This is a genomic window from Streptomyces sp. NPDC048018 (assembly GCF_043202995.1).
GTDB lineage: Bacteria > Actinomycetota > Actinomycetes > Streptomycetales > Streptomycetaceae > Streptomyces.
Genome location: NZ_JBIDBK010000009.1, coordinates 180,914 through 201,175, shown reverse-complemented (window position 1 = coordinate 201,175; position 20,262 = coordinate 180,914). Strand labels below are relative to the sequence as shown.

Sequence of the window (20,262 nt, the reverse complement as noted above, 5' to 3'; positions counted from 1 at the left end):
AAAAGGGGCCCTGGCCGTGCCGGGCCCCTCGGTCGGACTAGTAGGGAGTCGGCTCCGCTACGGCGTCCGACCAGGACTTGAGGACCTTTACGACGGGCTTGAAGTAGCTCACGTCACGGCCCTTCTTCGTGGTGTACTCCACCAGCTCAATCGACAGCTCGGCGAGGGCTTCACCCTTGACCTTGTCGAGAGCGTTGCCGATCTCGTGCAGCGTCTCGGCAAGCTTCCAGGAACCCGTCTGGAAACGGAAAAGGCCAAGCTCGTAGTCCTCGGCGAGCCGGAAATTCACCGTGATGGACGGGGACGGGCCGCGCTTGGTCTTCGCAGCAGCCTTACGGTCCTCCATGAGAGCCGGGCAGCCGCACGCCTTACCCCGGTCCTCGTCCGGAGAAAGGAACTCGACACCGTCGCAGTGGTGAATGAGAACGCTGCCGTTCCACAGCTTCATGTCGGACGTGATCGCGTCCGGGCCGGCGAGCACCACCTTGACGCGCTTAGCGTCGGTCAGAATCTCAATGAAGTTCTCCGACGTGGAGTCGGTCTCTTCCGGGGTGCCGCCCATGAGCTGAGCGATAGCGGCAGCCACCTCCGGGTCCCCCGTGGAAACCTTCCACTCCGAAAGGGCTTCCGGAATGCCGTTGACGGAGCGGCCCGAGTGGAATCGGCCCACCGTGTCGTCAGAGAAAGAACCCTTCGGCATCGCGTCCGGGTCGGTCTCGAAAATGCGCAGAGCCATGCTGTATCCCCCTGGTTTTAGGCATGAAAAAGGACGAGTCGCCGAGTTGCGCTCGTCCGGAGTTTGAAGTTTTAAGCGTCCTGCAGGATGGTTTATGCGGCTCGCCGCTGCGTGCCGGTGACAAGCCGGCGGACGCTCTCGGCAATCGGGACGCCGAAAACGGTCTTGGATAGGTCGCGGTCCCAGTGGAAGACGTGCCGCAGCGTCAGAAAGACATTGAAGATCTCTTCATCGATGCGGACCGGCTTGAAAACCCAACCCTCGGGCGTGATGTGAAGGACGGCAGCCCCGTCAATCTTCGGCATGGGCTCGGAAGTGCCATCCGGGGAAATCAGCCGGTCGGCGTGCGCGTACGCGGCAAGCTGTAGCGCGACGTCCGGATAAGCGGACTTGGACGTCTTCCAGTCGACAACGAGCGTGTGCCACTCGCCGTGTTCGTGGTCGGGCTTCCCGTCCTCGCCGAGCCGCACACGCACAATGGCGTCAAAAGAGCCGGCGTACCGGTGCTCATCCGACCACGCCACGTCTTCGGCACGGACGAGCTGCGGACGCACAGCGGTAAGGAATTCCGCGAAGCCGATTCGGTACGGCTCTAGATCGGGGTGCACTCGGCCGATCTCTTCCAGCCGAATCATGCGCTCGAACATGTCGTGTGCATCGCTACCCACCTTTGCGCGCAGCTTCGTGTAGCGAACGTGCGCGTTCCGCAGGAAATCGACGGCGCCCGCCGGGTCGCGCTCGGCGATAGCCCGCACAGCATCGAGGTTTTCAACTGCGGTTTCCGCAGTCATCCGAGCAGCCCAAAACGTCAGGTACGGCTTTGGAAGCATCGAGACGATAGAGGTCACACCCGGCACCTTCTCGGCGGTGGACGGGTTGACATAGAAGCGGCTGCCGCCGCGCTTAATGGTCCGGATAGCTCCGGGCATGGTTCCCCCTCTTAGTGCTTTGCATGGATGCGACCAGCGGCGCGAGGGGTGGCGAAGTGACGACCTTGCCTTACTTTTTTGGTGAACAAGAAAAACCCAAGAAAAAGAAGAACAGGGGCCACATTCACCACCCCGTCACCCGCTGGTCGTCAGCGTCGGACAGCGAGCCGGTCCGCAAGTGCGTGCAGCTCGGCGAGGCTGCCGCCGTTGGTCAGCACGGCGTCCGCCGGAAAGTCGTCTAGCTCGGTCTCGGACCGGTGCTCGCTCTCGTCCCGGCCGATCGATGCGCGGCCGGGGCGTTCCACCCGGACCAGCAGCGCCCCTCGTTGCCGCAGGGCTACCGCTTCGTTCTCGTACCGGCAGTCCGTGACGACCACGGGCAGCCCCCACCGCTCGGCGACATCGAGTTTGGAGAGGGCGAGCCGGAGCCAATACCGGTCGTCCTGGTCCCGGACCCCCTGCCCGAGCCGTTGCAGTGTTCGACGCACCTCGGGCCGCCGCTTCGCCCGGTCCCACCCCTCACGGCGCAGCACATCGGACAGCCGCAGCGGCACCGAGCTGCCCCCCGCCGGCTCGCTGGCAACGATCGGGTCCAGCGCCAGGGCGAGGTCCCGCAGCGGGTCCGCAAACGCGACCCGGACGAACTGAAAGCGGCTGATGAGCCGAGCGGCTGCCGTGTCCTTACCGGAGCCCGCGCGGCCCATGAACGCCACGTGCCTATAGGTCACGCGGTCGGCTCGGCGTCGGCCTGGTGCTCAGTCTCGGTCGGCTCGCCGGCCGTGGCGGTCTTCCGGTCCTCGGTGCGCTGGACAGCCTCACCGACACCGAGGACAGCAGCCACTAGACCGAGGACGAGCGCGCTCGGCAGCTCGGGACGGTAGTGGGCGACCAGGGCGAGGGCGGCGACCGCCACGGCGTAGATACGGGCCGGGTGCTTGCTGATGAACTGCATGGGAGTCCCCCTATTGCTGTGAGTGATGAATCCGGCGGATGTGCGGCCGAGCTGGTCTCCGCCGGACGGACCAGCCCCACGCGGTGTCACTACGGCTTCGGGACCCGCAGGGCGTCCCACGTCGCCTTGCCGGGCCACCCGTCCGCGTCGGCCCCGGTAAAGCCCCTCTTGCGCTGCCACGCCGCGTAGGACTTCCTGTCGCTCTCGGTCCACTGCGGACCGGGCCCGGACGAGTAGCGCCCGCAGCCCTCGGCCACCAGCCGGCGACCCATGGCAGTGATCAGGGCCGAGCGGGGTGCCTTAAGGAAGTACGCGGCGCCCGGGAACGGCGCATAGACGGGCTTCGGCTTGTCCGGGGGCGAGCCGGCGAGCCGCTTAGCCCGAGCGACGATCTCGGGAAGCTGCGCGATGATCTTCGGCCCCGGGCAGCTCGGGTGATTGCCCCACGGCTTCCCGCCCATGGCGTGGTAGCCGAGCCCGCGCCCGTTCGGGTCCGAGGTGACCTGTAGCGGTACGCCGTAGATCTTGTGGACCCACGCGAACACCTCGGCAATCCGGTCCATCTGCGCGGACGTGAGCGCGTCTCCGCCCTTCCCCTCGTTCTCGATGCTGAGCCACGAGGGGTTGCCGTATGCCTGTGCCCATGCCCGGTCGGTCGTGTCGACCCACTGCGTAAGCTCGCCACCCTTGCCCGTCCCGAAGTGAGACGAGGATCGGGCCGCAGGATTCCGGAACCAAGAATCGGTCCCGCCGAGCGTGCCCGCCATGATGTGTACGACCAGGCCCCGGACCGAACTCTGTCCGCCCTCGGTGTAGTTGATCGGAATGGGGCGCCACTTCGCCCCGCTGAACTTCGCCACGATTCCCCCTGTGTTGGGCATGAAAAAGCCCCGTCCGGTAAGCCCGGTACGGGGCGTGGAATGGTGCTGGTGGGTGTCTAAGCGCCGAGCTTGGCAACGGCGAGACCGGCGGCAACGACAGTTGCCACAGCTGTAATCAGCGCGACGGGCAGCGTGTACTTTGCACGCTCCGATTCGAGCCCGCGAATACGGGTTTCGTGGTCTTCCAGCGTCTCCGTCACGCTCTCCCCCTCCTGGCCGAGAGACCGCACGTCCTCGCGCAGCCCCACCACTTCGTCGTAGATCTCCCGCGCGCCGATGCGGACGCCTAGCGGGTCTTCCTGGTCGTCCATGTCCCTCCCTTATCTCGGCGGTGGTGCTCCGGGCCGTGTGGGTGGGTCCGGAAAGAGCCCCTGGTCTGTAGGCGGCCCGTTGGTCTGCGCCCCCCGCAGCGTGAGCGTCTGTTTCACGGCGGCATCGCTCCCCTCAGTACGCACACCAACAACCCACGCAAGGGTGTCCAGTACGGCACCCGTGTTGTCGACCACGCGCACCACGTCGCCGAGATCAATGCGGGGGTCGGGCAGGATTTCCACGCTTTGCAGGAGAGGCGCGGGAAAGGCAGCAGCCTTTAGAAGCGCGTCGGCCAGGGCCGAAGCGTCATTGGGGAACTGAACCCACGGGGTCGCGTCGTGTTCGTAAGCCTGCACCCCGTACGCCGCTTGACTCGCGGTGTCGCGCGCCACGGATATGGAAGTGGCAGGGGTTTTGGTAGACGAATCGTCGCGGTCAGCATCGAGCACCGACCCGTGATAGTAGATCGTGGAAGGGCCGCGATTAAGAATGGACAGGCGTGTTTCTCCACCGTCCCGCCGCACCTCCCATTCCGCGACGCCCCGGGCAAGCGGACTGGTGGCAAGCGCGCCCGTCCGCAGCACAAGAATCCCAATACCTTCTAGATCGGTACTGAGCGAGGGTGCGTCGCAGTCGTACCGATCCTCGCTGATCGGCAGGGATCGAATAGTGGTGAAGCCGGAAGGGATGGTAATCACATTCGCGTCCCGCACACCCAAGTACTCGTAGTCGTGCCCGCCGAAGTTGGACCATTTGACTGTCACGTCATTGCGACACGCGTCGATTTCCTCTGACACGGTGAGGCTAGCTAGCTCTCTCGCAGAGGACACGGTCACGGCCGGCGTGCTCGGAGTCGAAGCCCACCGAGAATACCCCTGCATTCGGAAAAAACCGTCCCGGTCAAACTCGACCGTGGATAGTGTCTTCTTGGCAATCTCGGTGATCACCGACCAGGAGTCTCCGGAAACCTTCGGGATGGAAGCGAGTTGGAAACCCGGCTTTCCGAGCGTTCCGCCTTTAAGCCAAGTCCCTTCAAGTGTGCGCTCGGCGTGCGTGGCTGGGCGCGTCTTAATCTTGGAAACCTGCATCGCTTCGGCGCGAATATTAGTCATCGCTAGATTGATCGCGTAAAGGTCGCCAGGGGGCGACGGTGTGGCGCCGAGCACACCGTTTGCCCCGTACCACCAGGCAGTAGACGAGCGGGAAATGTAGGGCGCCACGGTAGGAACTCCCGTTGAACTCCACTCGACCCACCAGCCGAAATGATGAACCCCTGAATTGCCCGTCAGAAACGAGGGCGTCCAAGTCACCTTCTGATTCAAGGCAGGGTCGTAGCTGGTGCCGTGGCTAGCGGTGATCACACCTGTAGTGAAGTTGATTTCTAGGCCGAGAAAGCGGTGATCCGAGGCGCCGCCGTTTGTGACGTCGTACTCCAGTCGATACCGAATGGTCTTGTCCATGGTGTCGGACCCGCCCTCGGTGTTGACCCACCCTTCCAGCCAGAGACCGCCACCGATCGCCCGGTTTACCGCAGTCGCTACAGGGCCATAATTCGCGGACGGTGAACTGTAGTAAGTAGCATCCGCGCAGCTCTCGAAAGGCGCCCTATCCTGCACCCACCAATTCCAGATACCGGAAAGGGTTCGTAGCTCTCCGATGGATGGGGCAGCCCCGCCGTGCATGGATGCGTACAAAATAGCGGTTGGTCGCGGTGGCGGACAGGTATGGATACCGGCTTTCCGTAGCAGCTCGTCCACCACCCATGTGCACGAAGCGGCCCACGCCGTATTCCCCTTATAGGGGTCCATCGTTCGCAGCGGAAATGAGGGGCGGGGTAGCTTTGCCGGCTGCCGTAGCCGCTCGGCCCCGTCCAGCGCGGTCACGGACACGATGTCCGTAGCGGACTCGGCCGAGCGGCTGCGGACCGTGCCCCGGAACGCGTCCAGGGGCTCACCTGCGATGCCCCATCCGGCCACGACGGACTGTCCCGGGCGGGCAGCATCGCCCGTGTACCGGGACGCCCATGGTCCGAGCGTGCCCGGTGCCGAATGACCGGCGCGGCCCGTCACGGACACGGCAAGCTCGGCGCTCGTCGACCCGGAGAAAGCCCGCACCGCTTCGGGGAGATCGGTCGAGTACGCACGGTCTAGAGACCAGCTCTGTACCCGGTCCGACATGTCCTCGCCCCCGAGCCGCACCACATGGGCGGGAGACCGCTCGCCGGCTCCGAGAGCAGCCGTAAGCGCAGCGCTAGCCTGACGCACTCGTCACCTCCACAAGATCCAGGCCGATATCCCGCCACGTCCCGTCCCCAGGGGTGGCGGCATGGCGGTACCCCGTGATGCTCATCCCGGGAGAGCCCTCGCCCATCGGAAGCGAGACACCCGAAGAGACCAGATAGGCAGCCGCATCCCCGAGACAGAGCACGGCCAAGCTGAGCGAGTAAAACCCTGTCGCAGATATCCGGACGTAAGGCGCCACGAATGCTGCCCCGGCCGGTGCGGTGGCAACCATGGGCCGGGTCGCGTCGGTCTGCGTGGTCGTGCTGAGCCAAGACCCACTCGCGTTGTACCACTTCAAATCAAAACCGCTGACTTTTGCCGCATGGGAGTACCCGAACGACCACGGCCACCACGTGACCGAGCCACCGGGGACCGGAAATCCGGCCCATGTCGGATGCTTCCAGCCGATTGCGGCACCATTTGAAGGGGCCGAGGTCACATTGGCGACCACCGAACTAGGGGCCGAGCCACTTGCGTACATGGTCACCTCTGACGCGCTGTACTCCCATTGACGGAAGTCCCCTCGCCCTTGCGACTGCCGCCCTGACAGCAGATTTCCCGAGAGGGGGTCCAGCACTACCAGCGGGCCCGCATAGGAAATCCGGCGAGCGAGCGCGTCTATATGCGCTGCGTCGCCCGGTGCCATTGCCCCCCATTCGAGAGAGTATCGGCGTGGCATGGCGGACGGGGCCCACGTCGTGACCCCACCAGCAAGCGACCGGAATTCCTTCACGCTCACCTCGGGGCTTCGCTCGAACTTGGTCGCTCCGTCCTTTATCTGACGGAGGTTTCCGGGAGCCCCAATCCACATGTGATCACCTCCTAGCTATTTGGCGGTTGCCCGCTGCCACGGCCCGAGCAATTTCCTGCGGCCCCACCCGCAGCACGATTTCCCGCTGGTTCTCACGCTCGGCGAGAACGCGCCGGAGTTCGTCCCACCACCAGGCACCAGGGCCCGCAGTGTCACGCGCCGGCCGCACACGTCCTGCCGCTCTTAGCCCGTCGATTCGGGGCACAGTCACCATGGACCGGATACGGGCGTCAAGCGTGGATTGCTCGGCATCGATACCTTCGATGACGCCAGGCGGAATCCACCGACCAATCTCATCCCTCATGAGACGCGAGGGTGAGTGAATACCGAGGGCGTCCGCGATTGGTCCGGGAATGGCACTCTTTGCCCACCCGACCAACTTTTCTTTCAGCCAACCGCCCATGCCTCTGAGACCTTCCCAGATACCACGAGCCAAGTCGGCGCCCTTGTCGAGCAGCAGCCGGCCAAAGTCTCCGAGCGAATCTTGGATGCGCTTCGGGAGACCCTTCACCCACTCTACGAACTCGCCGAACTTTCGTATTCCGGCGGACGCGAAATCAGCCACCCATCGTCCGGCGTCGCGGATACCCGTCGCCAGACTGGAGAACCAGCCGATAACGTCACCAATCCAGCCGATCACGGTTCCGAGAGCAGAAAAGAGCCCCGAAAAGATGGGCCCGGCCAGATTGATTATCACGGGAATGACGGCCCCGAGGATGTCCGCCGCGAGGCGCCCGAGCCACGAGACCACCGAGGTCACGACCTCGATAAGTGGCCGCGCCTTGTCGACTACCTCCCGCAGCTTGTCCCCGATCATTTGGGCAGCAGGCGCCACGCGTTCGGATATAAACGCGGAAAGGGATGCGAAAATCGGTTGCAGATTCTCGACCACGGACGTATAGACGCTCATGATCGCGGGCCAAATGACCTCTAGCAGAATCTTTCCGAGGGACGACAGGATGGGAACGACGGCAGACACCACGTTGGTGTAGAGCGTCATAAAGGCAGGGACTAGCTGATTAAAGAGAACGTCCCCGAGCCCCTTTAGGGCAGGCAGCAGCGTGGTTTGGGCGAGCGTTACGAGCCCTTGCAATCCCGGAAGGAACGCATCCCGAAGGGTCGTTCCGGCCGTAAGTAGAGCCTGCCCGAAACCCGTGATGGAAGCCCCGCCGGCTGACCCGGAAAAAGCGGTGAAGAACCCCGAGACGAAGTCCTTACCGGCGCTGAGTGCGGGCCCTAGGACGCTGCCGACCGTGGATGCAAAGCTAATCAGTGGCGGCAGGACGTTGTTACCTATGAAGTTGGATACGCCGACTTCTAGCGTCCGCTTGAATTGCTCGATCTTCGCCGACGCATTGTTGTGCAGCGCGTCACCCATATTGTTGGCAGCGCCCGCAGTGTCCCCGAGTGCCTTTACGGCGGTCTTCGGGTCCATCGCGAAAAGGGCGCGGCCTAGATCCTCAGCCTTCGTACCGAATAGACCGACTGCTACCGCGTTCTGTTCGGCAGGGTCCTTAATGCCTTTGATGCCGTCTAGGACTTGCTGCAAGCCCTCTTTAGCTCCGGCACCGCCACCCGCAATCTTGCGGGTCATTTCCTCGGCGCTGAGCCCGATAGCCTTGTAGGCGTCGGCGCTCGACTTACTGCCGTCGGTCGCCCTAATCTGAAATTCCTTTAGGGCGTCGGCGACGGTATCGGTATCGCGGGCACCAGCTTGGAGCCCCTGAGACATAAGCCCCATGGCGTCCGCAGCGGACAGGCCGAGATCCCGAAACTTGGTGCTGTACTCGTTGAAAGTGTCGGCCATGTCGTCGGCCCTCGGCCCCATGCGCTGCATTCCAGCGGTGAGGATGTCGAGAGCTTCGTTTCCGTCCTTGGCCAAGCCATTCTTGAGAATCTGACCAACGGCGTTGCTGGTCTGGGCTAGGTCCAATTCGAAAACGTCCGACAGGTTTGCAACCTTGCCGGTTATCTCTTCGATCTGTGCGTTGGTCGCATCCGGCGGGAGGATGCCCGAGCGCATAACGCCCGAGATTGCGGCTGCCGCGTCTTCCACGGACTCCGTGACACCGTGGGCGTACAGCTGTCCCGCAGCCTCGCCGTACCGCTTCGCTTCGGCGGGTGTGCTGCCTAGGGTCGCCTGTATTCGGCCGTCGATGCGGGTTTGGTCCAGGGCATCCATGAAGCCCTTTGCGAGGACAGCCGCAGCAGCCACACCCACAGCGGCGAGACCAGCCTTGAGAGCCCCACCCATCTTCCCGGTGAAGCCCTCGCCGGCTGCCTGCCCGCCCTCGGTTCCCGCGTTCTCTGCGGGGCCCGTGACTTGTCGTTGCAGCTCGGCGGCGAAGCCCTCGACCTCGGGGACGATGCTGACGTACCCCATGCCGACTTCCACGGCCATTAGCTCTCACCCCCCGAGTCGGGCTGCCACCGGGCGAGGTAGGCCGCGACCTCGCGCGGGTCCCGCTCGGTACCGCCAATGCGATCGGGGCGAACTCCGGGTCTTGGAAGGGGCGTTGGGCGTCGACTCGGCGACTTTGCCCCGGCATTTCCGCGCTGCCAGTTCGCTTCGGCTAGCCGGTCGTGCAGAGCTGCGAGTAGCTGCGTCTCCAGCGTCCATCCGGCGTCTTCGCCGGCGAGTGAGCGGCCGAGGGCCGACTCTTCGGGCAACTGCGTCACCAGGGCCCGGAGTCGTCGCCACGTGAGCCCCGAGTCCGGGCGGAAGAGGTCTCGGATATCGGTGCTGTAGTAGCGCGCTAGGTCTGCCTCGATGGCCTCTCCGTGCTCACTCAGGAGTCGGCAGAGGCCGAGGATTCCCCCAGCGGCACACCCTCGTGTGCCTGCCAGCGCCGGAAGAGTTCACCGAGGGCGCCGAGCGGGAGCGGTATTTCATCGAAGTTGGGCCACTCAGTGCCGAGACCAGCACGCAGCAGAGTGTCAATGTCCTGCGCGGACGGATTGTCCACGCTTACCTGTCGCAGGATGGACTTATCCAGCTCGCCGGCCGAGGGCATCTCGAATAGGCGACCGGCCACGGTGAACCGGAAAGGCTCGCGACGGGATTCCTTGACCCATACGTCAAGGTCAAAAGCAGTGGTCGTCATGATTCCTACCTAGAAAGTCGTTGGGTGCGGGTTAGGCGGGCGGGGCGGCAGACCAGGCAGGGTCATTGCTGTACTTGAGAGCTACGGTCCCGTCAGGGCCGGGATAGGCCGTAATCGTCAGCTCGTACGCAATGGCTTCGTCGCCCTTGTAAGTGATGTCGCCGGTCTCGGTGACCTCGCCGTCCGGAATGACGATGCGGATATGCGAGTCACCGTCGATAACGTCGAAACCGAACGTCCGCCGGTCCGGACCGGGAGCCTTTACGGCGAGCACGCTCTTGCCGGAAGTCGTGACCACCTTTGAGCCCTTGTGGTAAAGCTCAAGCACCGTCTTGCTGGTCTCGATGGCGGTAAACGAGAAAGTCATCTCGGACGAGCTGATGACCTTTCGGACGGTCTGCCCGCCCTGCCAACCCTTGATCTCGGAAGCGTCGGCCGAGTTGGACTCGGTAATACCGTCGTCCGAGATCCAGCCGATATCGGTAAACGCTGCGTTCCACGTCGATTCCGAGTCGGTGGGCAGCGTTGCCTTAGGCGGTGCCACGTATGCGGCACCTGTGACCGCTACGCGAACCGCATTAGCGGAAAGAGCCATGGGAGTACCCCCGTAGAGATTTCAGAATGGAGAGCGGCGAACTAGTCGCCGAGAGCGCGTCCGCGCATGTGGATTTCCACGGCGAACGCATAGCGCGGGGTGCTGGTCTGGTCGTCGGGCAGCCACATCGGGCCCCCGACTTCCCGAGTGCCGTAAACGGTGACTCCGTCGCGCACACCAGCGATCACGTGGACCAGGGCGCGGACCAGCTCGGCAAGATCGGCGGCAGCCGCTTCGGTCTCGGCCCACGCGTGGATGTCGAGTCGGGGCCGATCCGACACGACCGTCTGACGCGTGCCCCCGACCCGTTCCACCCGGACGAACCGAGGGGGACGGGTAGAGGGGATGCGGGACACGACCGGGACCGGTTCGCCGGCTGCCGCAAGAGCGGAGCGGAGATAGCCCGTGACCACGGCCACCGCGTCCGGCATGACAACGGCGGGCCGGGTGCTCAATCGGCACCGTCCAGCCCGCGCAGCAGCGCACGGCGGGTGCGCTCGGCTGCCCGCTGCCGCCGATAGTCACCGATCACCGCAGCACGCCACCTGCGGGCGCCTAGAGCTGCGTCGGTGCGGAACTCGCCCCCGTCCGCACTCGCGGAGGATGCGATGCGTTCGGCGACCCGACGCACCTCGGCTCCAACGTCGGGGGTCTTCATCAGGGAGTTGATCCCGGACCTGTTCGGGCGGAACTTCATCCGGTCACCTCCTTCAGCCGAGCTTCGGTGTGGTGGTGTCGCCCTGCGACCGTCCAGCGCGCCGCGTCTCCGTCGACATCGAGCAGCCGGCCGAGCGCCACGACGCGGTCCCCGGGCTGTAGGTCGATGTCGACGGCACGGCGTGTCACCAGTCGCCACCCGGTGACGACCACGGGCCGGTCCCCGGTGGCCTCTGTGGACACGTCGGGCTGGACGGACACCCTGCGGACGGTCGTCCTGGTCGCGCTCGACCAGTCGCGTTCCGACGTGGTGTTGCCGTACCGGTCGACGACGAACGGCGCACGCAGGACGACGACCGTTTGTGTGTAGTGGAGCGTCACCAGGGCCGCCCCTTGCCGAGCTGCACCACGGCAGCGCGAGGGCGGTACCGGGCGAGCTGGTCCCGCTCGATGGGGGCGAGGCTCGCGCCGATCGTCTCGGCCGCGTAGGTCACCGACACGGAGCCGACCGACTCTTGCCGCAGATCGGCGGGGTTGGTGAGCACTCGGCCGGCGAGCGTGAGCACGATGGAGCGCACGTCTGCGGGCACGTTGGCGTACCCGTGGGTGTAGGTGACGACCACGGACCCGTACGCGGCGGAGAGCCACAGCTCGTCCCGCCAAAGCCGGTACTCATCCGGGCGCAGCGCTCGACCCCCTGCCCGGACCAACTCAACTGATACGACGGGCCGTTGGGGGAGATTGAGCACGTGGTCCCGAGGGGAGAGCGCGACCGTGCTTGTCCCCCTGGTGAACCTTTGCCGGGCCTCGCTGCGGACGACCGCGCTTGCGGTGTCGAGCACCAGGGCGGCGCCCTCGGGAAGCTCCGCCGGCTCGCGCTGCATCCACGCGGCGAGTTCGTCCACGGTGGCCAGTGCGGGAAGTGCCATAACGCGTGCCTCCCTTGATCACTTCACTGTCTGAGCGCCGCACGCCAGACACCGCGAGACGGTCCGAGGGGCCCCGGAAGAATCGAGAACGGGAAAGCTCTCGACTCGTTCCGGGGCGCCGCACGAATCCGCGTGCGGAATCCGAGGGGCGGACGCTGCCCGCTTACGCGGTGGCATTCCGTCCCCCTCCGTTACTTGGCGAGCACGCCGTTAAGGCGAGCAGCGCCACGGCCACCGAAGACCGCGAGTCCGGTGTAGAACTCGATTCGCGTGCGGTAAGCCGGCTTGGACTCCAGCTCGCCGAGGTCGGTCACCTGAATTCCACCGTTGGTGAGACCGGTCACCGCGCGATCGTCCTCGGCCTGACCGAAGCGGACTGCGTAAATGGAAGACGCGTCCGTTGCGGTGCCCTGCGTCTCCGTCTGCGGAAGGATGTCCGCACCGGCGGCAGTCTGGCCCGGGTCGAGCAGGGGAATCCCGTTGTACGTCGGAACGGTCTTTCCGGTCAGGGACTCGCGGACCATTTCGTAACCGCCGATTCGACGGGCAGCGGACTTGATCTTTGCGATAACCGACCGGTTGGCGTACAGCGCGCCATTGCTCGCGGTCAGGCCCGGGACCTGAGCAATCAGCGAGTCCAGCAGATCAAAGAACGCGTGCGAGTCCTTGCCGTCGGTACCCACGATCGGAGCGCCGTTGGTGCCCGCAGAAATGACCTGAGCGCCAACCAGCCGCTTGCGCAGACCATCGAAACCCTTGGGCTCGGTCGCCACGTCGCCATTGAAAAACGAATCCTGGAACTTGAACGCGGCAGCCTTGATCTTCATGCGGGTCTGGACGGCGCGCTGATCGTTCAGATTGCCACGGGTCTTAACGATGAACTTGTCCACGTCGGCGTCACCACCGAGGATCACCAGACTCTCGGACTTCTGGTTAACGGTGCCGGTGGACTCGGCGTACGCCTCATTCACCGCACGGAACTGGACGCCGGGAAGGGTGCCTTCCTCGTTGTAGGCGTAGGAATTGCCCTCGATGGTAAGCAGCGGAAGCCGGTCCAGGATGCTGGATTCCTGAACGAAAGTCTCGATGACACCGCGCTGTAGATCGGTGTTCGAGAGCTTCGCGGCCTCGGGAAGGGTAAGTGCCATGTGCTGAATTCCCCCTGATGTTGGGCATGAAAAAGGGGACGGCGTCATTTAGACGCGTCCCCTGGAATAGGTGGTGAAGGGTGCGGGTGCTACTCGGCGTAGGCCCGACGCAGACGGTCGAGCGGGGTCGCCGGCTCGGGCTCGGCGGTGTCGTGCTGACCGGCGCCCACGTCGCCCCATGCCGGAGCGGAAGCGCCAGGGGCGGTCTCGACCGCGAGATAGGGCTTGGCCTTGAGCAGTGCCGCCACGGCCTTACCGATCGCGTCCGTATCGACATCGCCCCCGGTGCCGACCAGGGCAGCAACATCCACCAGGGCGAGAGCGTCCGCCGGGTCGCGCAGCTTGCCCGCAGCAGCCGCACGCAGCTCGGCGCGGACGAGCTGTGCTGTGAACTCGCCCCGGATCTCGTCGCGGAGCGCGTCAAGGTCTCCGGGCTTCTGTGCCGCATTCGACCGGCGGAGCCGCGCCGCTTCCGCTTCGGCGGTCTCGGCTCGCTTCTCGGCAGCCGCTCGCGCAGTGCGCTCGGTGGACAGCTCTGCGGCGGATTCGTTGCCGCCCTCGCCCGTCTTCGCGCCCTCGGGCGGGGTGCCGCTCGGCTGCGGGTCGCCCTCGCCGGTCTTCGGCTCGGGACCGGACGGAGCGGGGTTCGGGTTCGGATCGTTGGGCATGGGTCCCCCTCTTACGTGATGTAGCCGTGTTTCCGGAGCATCGCTATTTGGTGCTCTCGGTTATTGCCAGCAAGTTTGAAGATGGTTTCCGGCATTAGCCGGGCTTCCTTTGCGCGCTCGTAGCGCTTGCCGGGGACTTTCTCGAAACCGGAGTTCAGCGCTTTGCCGCCGATTCCGCGTTTCGTCGTCCCCTCGATGGTGACTTTCATCGGTCCTCGGCCGGTCGCCGCAGTCGCCAACCCACGCCGTGCGTTGATCAGTTGGCCGAGGTCCGCACCCGCTTCCAGTGCCTTGACCCCTGCGGCCCCGAGCCGCTTCCGCTGTTCGGCGGGGCTCATCTCCCGAAACAGATCCTCGGGTGACTTGGTCTGTTTCCACTCGGCATCCGTCATCGGCTGCATTCCGCAGTCGCAGCGAGGGTGCCGCTTGAATCCGGTCGAGTAGGAATACTGACGACCCGCCAGGATGATGCACCGAGCGCACGCGGGCAGCCGCACCACGCGGACGTACGAGATACAGCGCGGGTGCGCTGCCATGCCGATGGACGTAGCCGTACGGGACGCGTCGGCTACCTGCGTGCTCGCCATCATGGCCATTTGCGTCAGGCCACGGAGTGCCGCCACTTCGGCGCTCTCGCCGGCTGCGAGGGCTTGAGCCGTAGTGACGGACGGCAGTTGCAGCAGCGAGGCGAGCGGGCGCCCGTCCGAAGCGACACCCACCAGGGCGGACGGTTCGAGCACGCCGAGGGGGGCCGCTACAGCTCCCTGCGCAGCCATCGAAGCCCCGACGAACAGTTGGGCACCCTGCACCGCAGAGAGCTGCCCTGCGGTCACCGCAGCGAGAATCTGCCGCCCCGCTTCCCCCTGCATCGCGGACAGAATCCGGTCTGCCGGTACGTCGCGCCAAATCCCCTGCACGGCTTCCACAACCGCCCCGGAAATGCTCTGCACTTGGGTGTACCGATCGGCCGCGAGATCGGTCGGGTTCGGCACTACGCGGCTCCCTCGGGCGCGTCGTCCTCCTCGGCCTGGTCGTCGTCCTCGGTCTGGTCGGGCTTCACCCCGAACAGCGAGGACATGTCCCCGCCGAGGATCGCGCCCGCTGCATCCGTACGCATGGTCTTCCACCGCTCGATTTCGTCCGGAGTGACCCCGGGGATTCGCTCCCACAGAGCTTCATCCGGAACGCCAATGGACTTGAGCTTGACCAGCGCATCGGAGTATTGGGCGTCAGATCTGAACTGCGGGTCTCTCCACACCACGGAGCCGAGCGCGAGGGATTCCGCACGCCGAGCCTCACCCTGCGCGAGGGCTTCAAGTCGCATGATCTCGCGGAGCGCCGAACCGAAGTACCGTTGCCGCTCGGTGACCTTTGCGACTAGACCCGCCTCGCTCGCCGCAACGCCATCGGGCGAAACGTTGACGAGCTTCCCTGCCAAGTACGAAGGGGGCGTGCGGGTTTGGGCTGCAATGTGCTCGACTGCCACCGCGATAACCCGCAAGTAGTTGTCGAGATTGGCGGCGGAGAACTCGGCGATCTGCGCGCCCTGTTTCTCAAGCCACAGCAGACGGTCCGAACGGAACTTGTCGAGTGGTAGATCTTCCTCGCCGACAACTTCCCCGGTCTCGGGGTCCAGGATTTCCCGGACGGGCCGATCCATCCCGAGCACTGCCCGAGCGGGTAGCGCGAGACCGTCCGAAGCGGTCATCAGGTGGGCCCACAGCGTGTTTACGGCGTCCTGTAGCGGTAGGACCGTCGCAATCTCGGACCGTGGCTTTCCGTGCAGCCGTGAGCGGTTCGGCAGTTCGACCAGCGGCACCACGCCGAGGGGATTCGGGATGTGGCTCGGCTCGCCCCGGGAAAGCCCCGCAGTACGGCCGGTCCACCTTCCGCCCTCGCGGGTCGGACGCTGCCACCGGTAGACCATGGTCGGCGTGAACAGCGTGGCGAACTCGGTGTCATGGTCCTTCCACGTCATCAGCCCCGCTTTACGGAGCCGGCGACGACCGGGGACGTACTCGACTATCGCGCCGGATGCGTGCTGAAACGTGATCTCAACCCCACTGGAGTTGTTCCACACCAGTGCGTAAGAGCGACCCGTGATCAGTGCTTCCAGCAGGGCGAGGCCGATCTCTACATCACATTCCGAGCGGCGCCACGCCTTACCCGCATCCTTGTCTATGGACCCGTCTTCCAGTCGGAAGCCGAGCGGCATTAGTCGTTCAACCGTCGCGTCTGGAACCACGGCGCACCAGTTATCGGAGAACTCGTCAAAGAGCCCGCCGGTCTGCGTGCTGAATTCCGGCGACACGAACAACAGCGGGCGGTCACCCTCGTACGCCCGTGACCACTTTTCAGCGTTCGGCCGGCGACGCTGTAGCTTGCCGTAAAGCCGCTCCGTCATCTGTAGCGGTGTCTCTGCCATGTCCCCCCTTTCCTACGCACTCGCAGCGCGAGCCTTTTTCAGCGGTCGTCGCACGTAGCCGTCAAGCGCCATGACCGCAGCGGCTATCCCGTCAATTCGAGCGCTGGACTTTCCACGGTCCGGCTTGACGGGCCGAACATTGTCGTTGCCGTCCCGGTACACCTCGACAACGGACGCATTCCAGCGGAGCACCGGGTTTCCCCCGTGATGTATTCGGCCCTCGCGCAACAGCCGCTCCAGCTCTTTACAACCGGGCGACATGCCTAGGTAGGTTTGCGCAATCGGGACCACGTCGACCCCGCGTGTCTTCTGTTCGATGCGCTGCACAAGCTGACCCGCGAACATTCGGTCAAAGCTGATGCGCTGGACGTCGAGTCGGCGGCAGTCGGCAATGATCTGTTTCTCAATCGCGCCGTAGTCGATCGCGTCGCCCTCGGTGAGCGTCAGCAATCCGTCTGCGGCCCACTGCCGCAACGGGACCTGTAGCTGTGCCTCCAGCTCGTCTACGCGTTCCTCGGGCAGCCAAAAGCGGGATATGAGTTCAAGTTCAACCCCGGGCTTTCGAGACTCCACAGCGAGCACCCACGCGGAAAGGTCGGATACCGCAGAGAGGTCCACCCCACCCCATGCGCGCCGGAACCGAAACGACTTGTCGTCCACGGCACCCGCGTTCGCGTCCCACACCGGGAGCGGCAGCCACCGCGAGGACGAGCGCATACGGCGGTTAAGCGACAGCCGGCAGAACGTCGGGAAATAGGAAGGGGTGGACTTGGCCTTAGCAGCCTCGCGGCGCATGTAGGCGAGCGAGGGAGAGACGCCGAGCCCCGGATTCGCCTTACGCCATGTTTCCTCGGTGTAAGGGTCGTCGCCTTCCTCAGCAGCCCAAATCACTCCGTAGTGACCGGGGTCCGAAACCACGCCATCCGCACAACGACGGGTGTACGTGTGTTTCTCGTCGTAAATGCTGCCCTCGGTGCCCTCGTCCGCCGTCGTAATGAATACGACCAACGGCTGATCGCGTGCACCGGTGCCGGTCTCGATAGCGTCGATAAGGTCACGCCGTTTATGTACGTGTACCTCATCCACGATTGCGCCGCTCACATTCAAGCCGTGCGCGGTTTCGGCGACTTTCGAAAGGGCCCGGAAGACACCGCCGGTCCTCGGAACGCGGATAAGACCGCGCAGGACTTCCACGCGACCCCGGATAGCGCGACTTGTCAGAGCCATTCGCTTAGCGTCGTCAAAGACTCGCTCGGCCTGCGGCAGGGAGCCGGCTGCCGCGTAAACCTCGGCGCCGATTTCACGATCGGCGAGCAGCAGCACCAGGCCGATGCCGGACGACAGGGTTGATTTCCCAGCCTTACGCGGTACTTCGATCCATACCGTTCGGGCCACTCGGACCGGACGCCCCAATTCGGGGTCGTGCCACAGCCACCCGAAGATGGGCGCGATGATCCAGACCTTTTGCCACGGTGCGAGCTTGAGCGGTGTCCCGCCCCATCGGCCTTTCGTGTGCTTCATGGACTCGATAGCCGCGATAGCTCGGCGCGCAGTGGCCACGTCGAAATAGGCGCCCTCACGCTGCGATGCCTGGTGGGCGAGAACGAGCGGACGCGATTTCACAGCGTCGGCTATGTCGTCCTCGGACAGCCCGAGTTCTAGCAGCGCGTCATACGGGACGGGCAGCCCGTCAGTCAAAGATCCCGTCATCGTCGCCCCCGCTTTCCGGCGGGGTTATCCGCGTGGCTGACGCAGGGCTGAGCCCCAGCTCGCCAGTCAGCGCGCGAAAGTGTGCGCGATACTGATTGACGATGGTCACCCACGGGCTCTTTACATTCCCGCGCTCCGTCTCGACCACCAGGCCGGAACGGGATAGTTCGCGCTCGGCCTGCCAGAGTCGGGCGACCGTGACGCAATACTCAATGGCTGTCTCTCGCTGTGCGTCGGTAAGGCCGGCTGAGTGCACCAGGGCGGGAATCGTCCGCGCCCACACGTCTGCCGCTTTGCCGCGTACGCCTTCCGGGTCGTCCCCGGGTAGTAGCTCGGACCAATCCGGCTCGACAGGGGACAGCGGGGCGAACCGAGCGCCCTCGGAATTGCGGTCAGGGCGGTAAGTCCCTTCCCTGACTGCCTGGATATGGGGTTTGGGCTTTTGCCCGGGAACAGCCATGGGAAGTCACCTCCACCGAAACGGCCCAATGAGCCACGCGAGTTTTTTGCCTCCCTGCCGATCTTTTGGCGGGAGGGAGGGGAGTACCCCCCTGGTCGGCGTCACCAGCGGCGAGGCTGGACGCGCTCGGCTGCCCATCCGCCAGGCTGGTGCTTGGCTGTCTCGCGGTTGTGGCACGACGTGCACAGCGGACGCAGACGAGAGAACGCGTCCGGATCGGACACGCCACGTGCGACCAGCGAGCGACGCGACTCCGGGAAGTGGTCCGCGACAGTCGCAGCACGACCGCACAGCAGGCACCACGGGTTTCGGTACAGGTACGCCTTACGAATCCGCTGCCACCGTGTGCTGTAGCCCCGCTCTGCCGAGGAACCACGCAACCGCTCGGCCTCGCGCTGGTGCTCGGCACAGCGGCCACCACGGGCCGTCAGCTCGGGGCACCCGGGTACCGAGCACGGGGGGCGTGGTCTACGGGGCATGGGCACCAGCGCCCGCAGGGGACGTGCCCTCGGCCACGGGGGCAGTAGTGAAGACCAGTACGTTGCGGGGCGGTGCAGCGGCGAGAGCAGCAGCCACAGCGGCAAGCCGGTCCGCGTCCTCGGGGCCGTGGTCGTATTCCTCGCTAAGCCACAGCACGCGCACCCCCGAACTCGGTCCGGGTCTTCAACGCGTGGCATCCACGGCATAGGACTTGGACGTTCGAGTCCACGTCTTCCCCGCCGAGGGCGAGGGGCCGCACGTGGTCCACGTCCACGTCCACCACCGCGAAATCCTCGCGGCACCAGTCACACCACGCCCGGCCCTTCCGCGCGATGACCCGGCGAAGCCGTGCGGCAGCGTTGTTCCGCTCCGCTCGTCGTCGGCTCCGAGCACGACGGTTCCGAACGCTCGGGCGCCGCTCGTACTCCGTGTGGTGCCGCTCGCAGCGTCGGCGATGCGTCGCCGGCTCCGTGCAGTCGATACAGCGCATGGCGCCCCCTCGATGTTGTCGGCCTGGTCGTCGTTCTCTGCGTGCCCGCCCCCGGACTCGAACCGGGAACCTTCGCGGTCTAAGCGCGACGCCTCTTGCCATTGGGCTAGGCGGGCTGGTGGTGCTGAGTGCCCACCCCCGGACTTGAACCGGGGACCTCTGCGGCCGATATCCCGGACGTGCCGGGCCGGTACCGCGCACCTCTGCCGTTGGGTCAGTGGGCTTGGTCGTCCTCGCCGGCGGGGCCGGTCCGGACATGGTGGGGACCGCACGCGCTTACGACCCCTTTCGGCGCCCCCGGTCAAGGGGCGGTTACTCATGGGCGGTGCGGTCCCCGCGCTCTGCCTCACGACCCCTGCGGCCACCCCCGTAACGGCGGGGTGCGTGGTGCACGGGCAGAGCTGCGAGAGAGCGGGCACTCGGTCCGCCGGATTCCCCCTCGGGGTGGGTGCGCGGTAGTCCCGCTCTCTCTTGCCCCAGTAGTAGGGACCGAAGGTGTCCCGCGTCCTCGCCGCTTCGTGCGGTGGACGGTCGGGGTTGCTCGGTCCCTCCCTGGTGCCCCAGTAGTAGGGACCGAAGGTGTCCCGAGGGTGCCGAGCGGTGTCGGTGGTGACGACAGAGACCCCGGTTTCTCTTTCTCTGTATTTTTTCTATGCGTTCTAAAAAGTGTCGAAAGTCGTCACTCTCAACACC

Annotated in this window: 21 protein-coding genes and 1 tRNA gene; all 22 read right to left on the bottom strand. The window is 65.2% G+C overall.

Annotated elements, in window-relative coordinates; translation table 11 throughout:
* Positions 1 to 37 precede the first annotated feature (37 nt).
* Entirely contained in the window at positions 38 to 736 is a 699-nt protein-coding gene (locus tag ACGF1Z_RS29760; protein ID WP_393009108.1) for a hypothetical protein, read from the bottom strand.
* A 92-nt stretch (positions 737 to 828) separates the two neighbouring features.
* Positions 829 to 1,665 (bottom strand): hypothetical protein, encoded by an 837-nt coding sequence (locus ACGF1Z_RS29755; RefSeq protein WP_393009107.1) that lies wholly within the window; start codon positions 1,663 to 1,665, stop codon positions 829 to 831.
* Between the two features lie 149 nt (positions 1,666 to 1,814).
* Complete coding sequence (locus ACGF1Z_RS29750; RefSeq protein ID WP_393009185.1) at positions 1,815 to 2,369, bottom strand: hypothetical protein; 555 nt, start codon at positions 2,367 to 2,369, stop codon at positions 1,815 to 1,817.
* A 20-nt stretch (positions 2,370 to 2,389) separates the two neighbouring features.
* A complete protein-coding gene (locus tag ACGF1Z_RS29745; RefSeq protein ID WP_393009106.1) occupies positions 2,390 to 2,617 on the bottom strand; it encodes a hypothetical protein in 228 nt (75 codons plus the stop codon).
* 89 nt (positions 2,618 to 2,706) lie between these two features.
* Positions 2,707 to 3,477 (bottom strand): peptidoglycan-binding protein, encoded by a 771-nt coding sequence (locus ACGF1Z_RS29740; RefSeq protein ID WP_393009105.1) that lies wholly within the window; start codon positions 3,475 to 3,477, stop codon positions 2,707 to 2,709.
* A gap of 77 nt (positions 3,478 to 3,554) precedes the next feature.
* Entirely contained in the window at positions 3,555 to 3,809 is a 255-nt protein-coding gene (locus ACGF1Z_RS29735) for a hypothetical protein (RefSeq protein WP_393009104.1), read from the bottom strand.
* 9 nt (positions 3,810 to 3,818) lie between these two features.
* A complete protein-coding gene (locus ACGF1Z_RS29730; protein ID WP_393009103.1) occupies positions 3,819 to 5,270 on the bottom strand; it encodes a hypothetical protein in 1,452 nt (483 codons plus the stop codon).
* A gap of 1,637 nt (positions 5,271 to 6,907) precedes the next feature.
* A complete protein-coding gene (locus tag ACGF1Z_RS29725) occupies positions 6,908 to 9,304 on the bottom strand; it encodes a phage tail tape measure protein (protein WP_393009102.1) in 2,397 nt (798 codons plus the stop codon).
* Between the two features lie 388 nt (positions 9,305 to 9,692).
* Positions 9,693 to 10,007 (bottom strand): hypothetical protein, encoded by a 315-nt coding sequence (locus tag ACGF1Z_RS29720; protein ID WP_393009101.1) that lies wholly within the window; start codon positions 10,005 to 10,007, stop codon positions 9,693 to 9,695.
* Between the two features lie 31 nt (positions 10,008 to 10,038).
* Complete coding sequence (locus tag ACGF1Z_RS29715; RefSeq protein ID WP_393009100.1) at positions 10,039 to 10,602, bottom strand: hypothetical protein; 564 nt, start codon at positions 10,600 to 10,602, stop codon at positions 10,039 to 10,041.
* A gap of 41 nt (positions 10,603 to 10,643) precedes the next feature.
* Positions 10,644 to 11,057, bottom strand: coding sequence for a hypothetical protein (locus ACGF1Z_RS29710; RefSeq protein ID WP_393009099.1), 414 nt, complete (start codon positions 11,055 to 11,057; stop codon positions 10,644 to 10,646).
* The gene (locus tag ACGF1Z_RS29705; RefSeq protein WP_393009098.1) at positions 11,054 to 11,299 is read right to left on the bottom strand and encodes a hypothetical protein; all 246 of its coding nucleotides are present in this window, start codon (positions 11,297 to 11,299) and stop codon (positions 11,054 to 11,056) included. The genes ACGF1Z_RS29710 and ACGF1Z_RS29705 overlap by 4 nt, the downstream gene beginning before the upstream one ends.
* Entirely contained in the window at positions 11,296 to 11,640 is a 345-nt protein-coding gene (locus ACGF1Z_RS29700) for a hypothetical protein (RefSeq protein ID WP_393009097.1), read from the bottom strand. Before ACGF1Z_RS29700 ends, ACGF1Z_RS29705 begins: the two co-directional genes overlap by 4 nt.
* The gene (locus tag ACGF1Z_RS29695; protein WP_393009096.1) at positions 11,637 to 12,188 is read right to left on the bottom strand and encodes a hypothetical protein; all 552 of its coding nucleotides are present in this window, start codon (positions 12,186 to 12,188) and stop codon (positions 11,637 to 11,639) included. The genes ACGF1Z_RS29700 and ACGF1Z_RS29695 overlap by 4 nt, the downstream gene beginning before the upstream one ends.
* Before the next feature lie 191 nt (positions 12,189 to 12,379).
* The gene (locus ACGF1Z_RS29690) at positions 12,380 to 13,336 is read right to left on the bottom strand and encodes a major capsid protein (RefSeq protein ID WP_393009095.1); all 957 of its coding nucleotides are present in this window, start codon (positions 13,334 to 13,336) and stop codon (positions 12,380 to 12,382) included.
* An 89-nt stretch (positions 13,337 to 13,425) separates the two neighbouring features.
* On the bottom strand, positions 13,426 to 14,004 hold the full coding sequence (locus ACGF1Z_RS29685) for a hypothetical protein (RefSeq protein ID WP_393009094.1): 579 nt from the start codon (positions 14,002 to 14,004) through the stop codon (positions 13,426 to 13,428).
* Between the two features lie 11 nt (positions 14,005 to 14,015).
* Positions 14,016 to 14,996: a hypothetical protein gene (locus ACGF1Z_RS29680; RefSeq protein WP_393009093.1), complete on the bottom strand. Its 981-nt coding sequence runs from the start codon at positions 14,994 to 14,996 to the stop codon at positions 14,016 to 14,018.
* Positions 14,996 to 16,429 (bottom strand): phage portal protein, encoded by a 1,434-nt coding sequence (locus ACGF1Z_RS29675; RefSeq protein WP_393009092.1) that lies wholly within the window; start codon positions 16,427 to 16,429, stop codon positions 14,996 to 14,998. The genes ACGF1Z_RS29680 and ACGF1Z_RS29675 overlap by 1 nt, the downstream gene beginning before the upstream one ends.
* A gap of 12 nt (positions 16,430 to 16,441) precedes the next feature.
* On the bottom strand, positions 16,442 to 18,139 hold the full coding sequence (locus ACGF1Z_RS29670; RefSeq protein WP_393009091.1) for a terminase large subunit: 1,698 nt from the start codon (positions 18,137 to 18,139) through the stop codon (positions 16,442 to 16,444).
* The gene (locus tag ACGF1Z_RS29665; RefSeq protein WP_393009090.1) at positions 18,120 to 18,599 is read right to left on the bottom strand and encodes a P27 family phage terminase small subunit; all 480 of its coding nucleotides are present in this window, start codon (positions 18,597 to 18,599) and stop codon (positions 18,120 to 18,122) included. The genes ACGF1Z_RS29670 and ACGF1Z_RS29665 overlap by 20 nt, the downstream gene beginning before the upstream one ends.
* A gap of 622 nt (positions 18,600 to 19,221) precedes the next feature.
* Positions 19,222 to 19,569, bottom strand: coding sequence for an HNH endonuclease (locus tag ACGF1Z_RS29660; RefSeq protein WP_393009089.1), 348 nt, complete (start codon positions 19,567 to 19,569; stop codon positions 19,222 to 19,224).
* A 42-nt stretch (positions 19,570 to 19,611) separates the two neighbouring features.
* A tRNA-Leu gene (locus ACGF1Z_RS29655) sits at positions 19,612 to 19,685 on the bottom strand.
* Between the last annotated feature and the right edge of the window lie 577 nt (positions 19,686 to 20,262).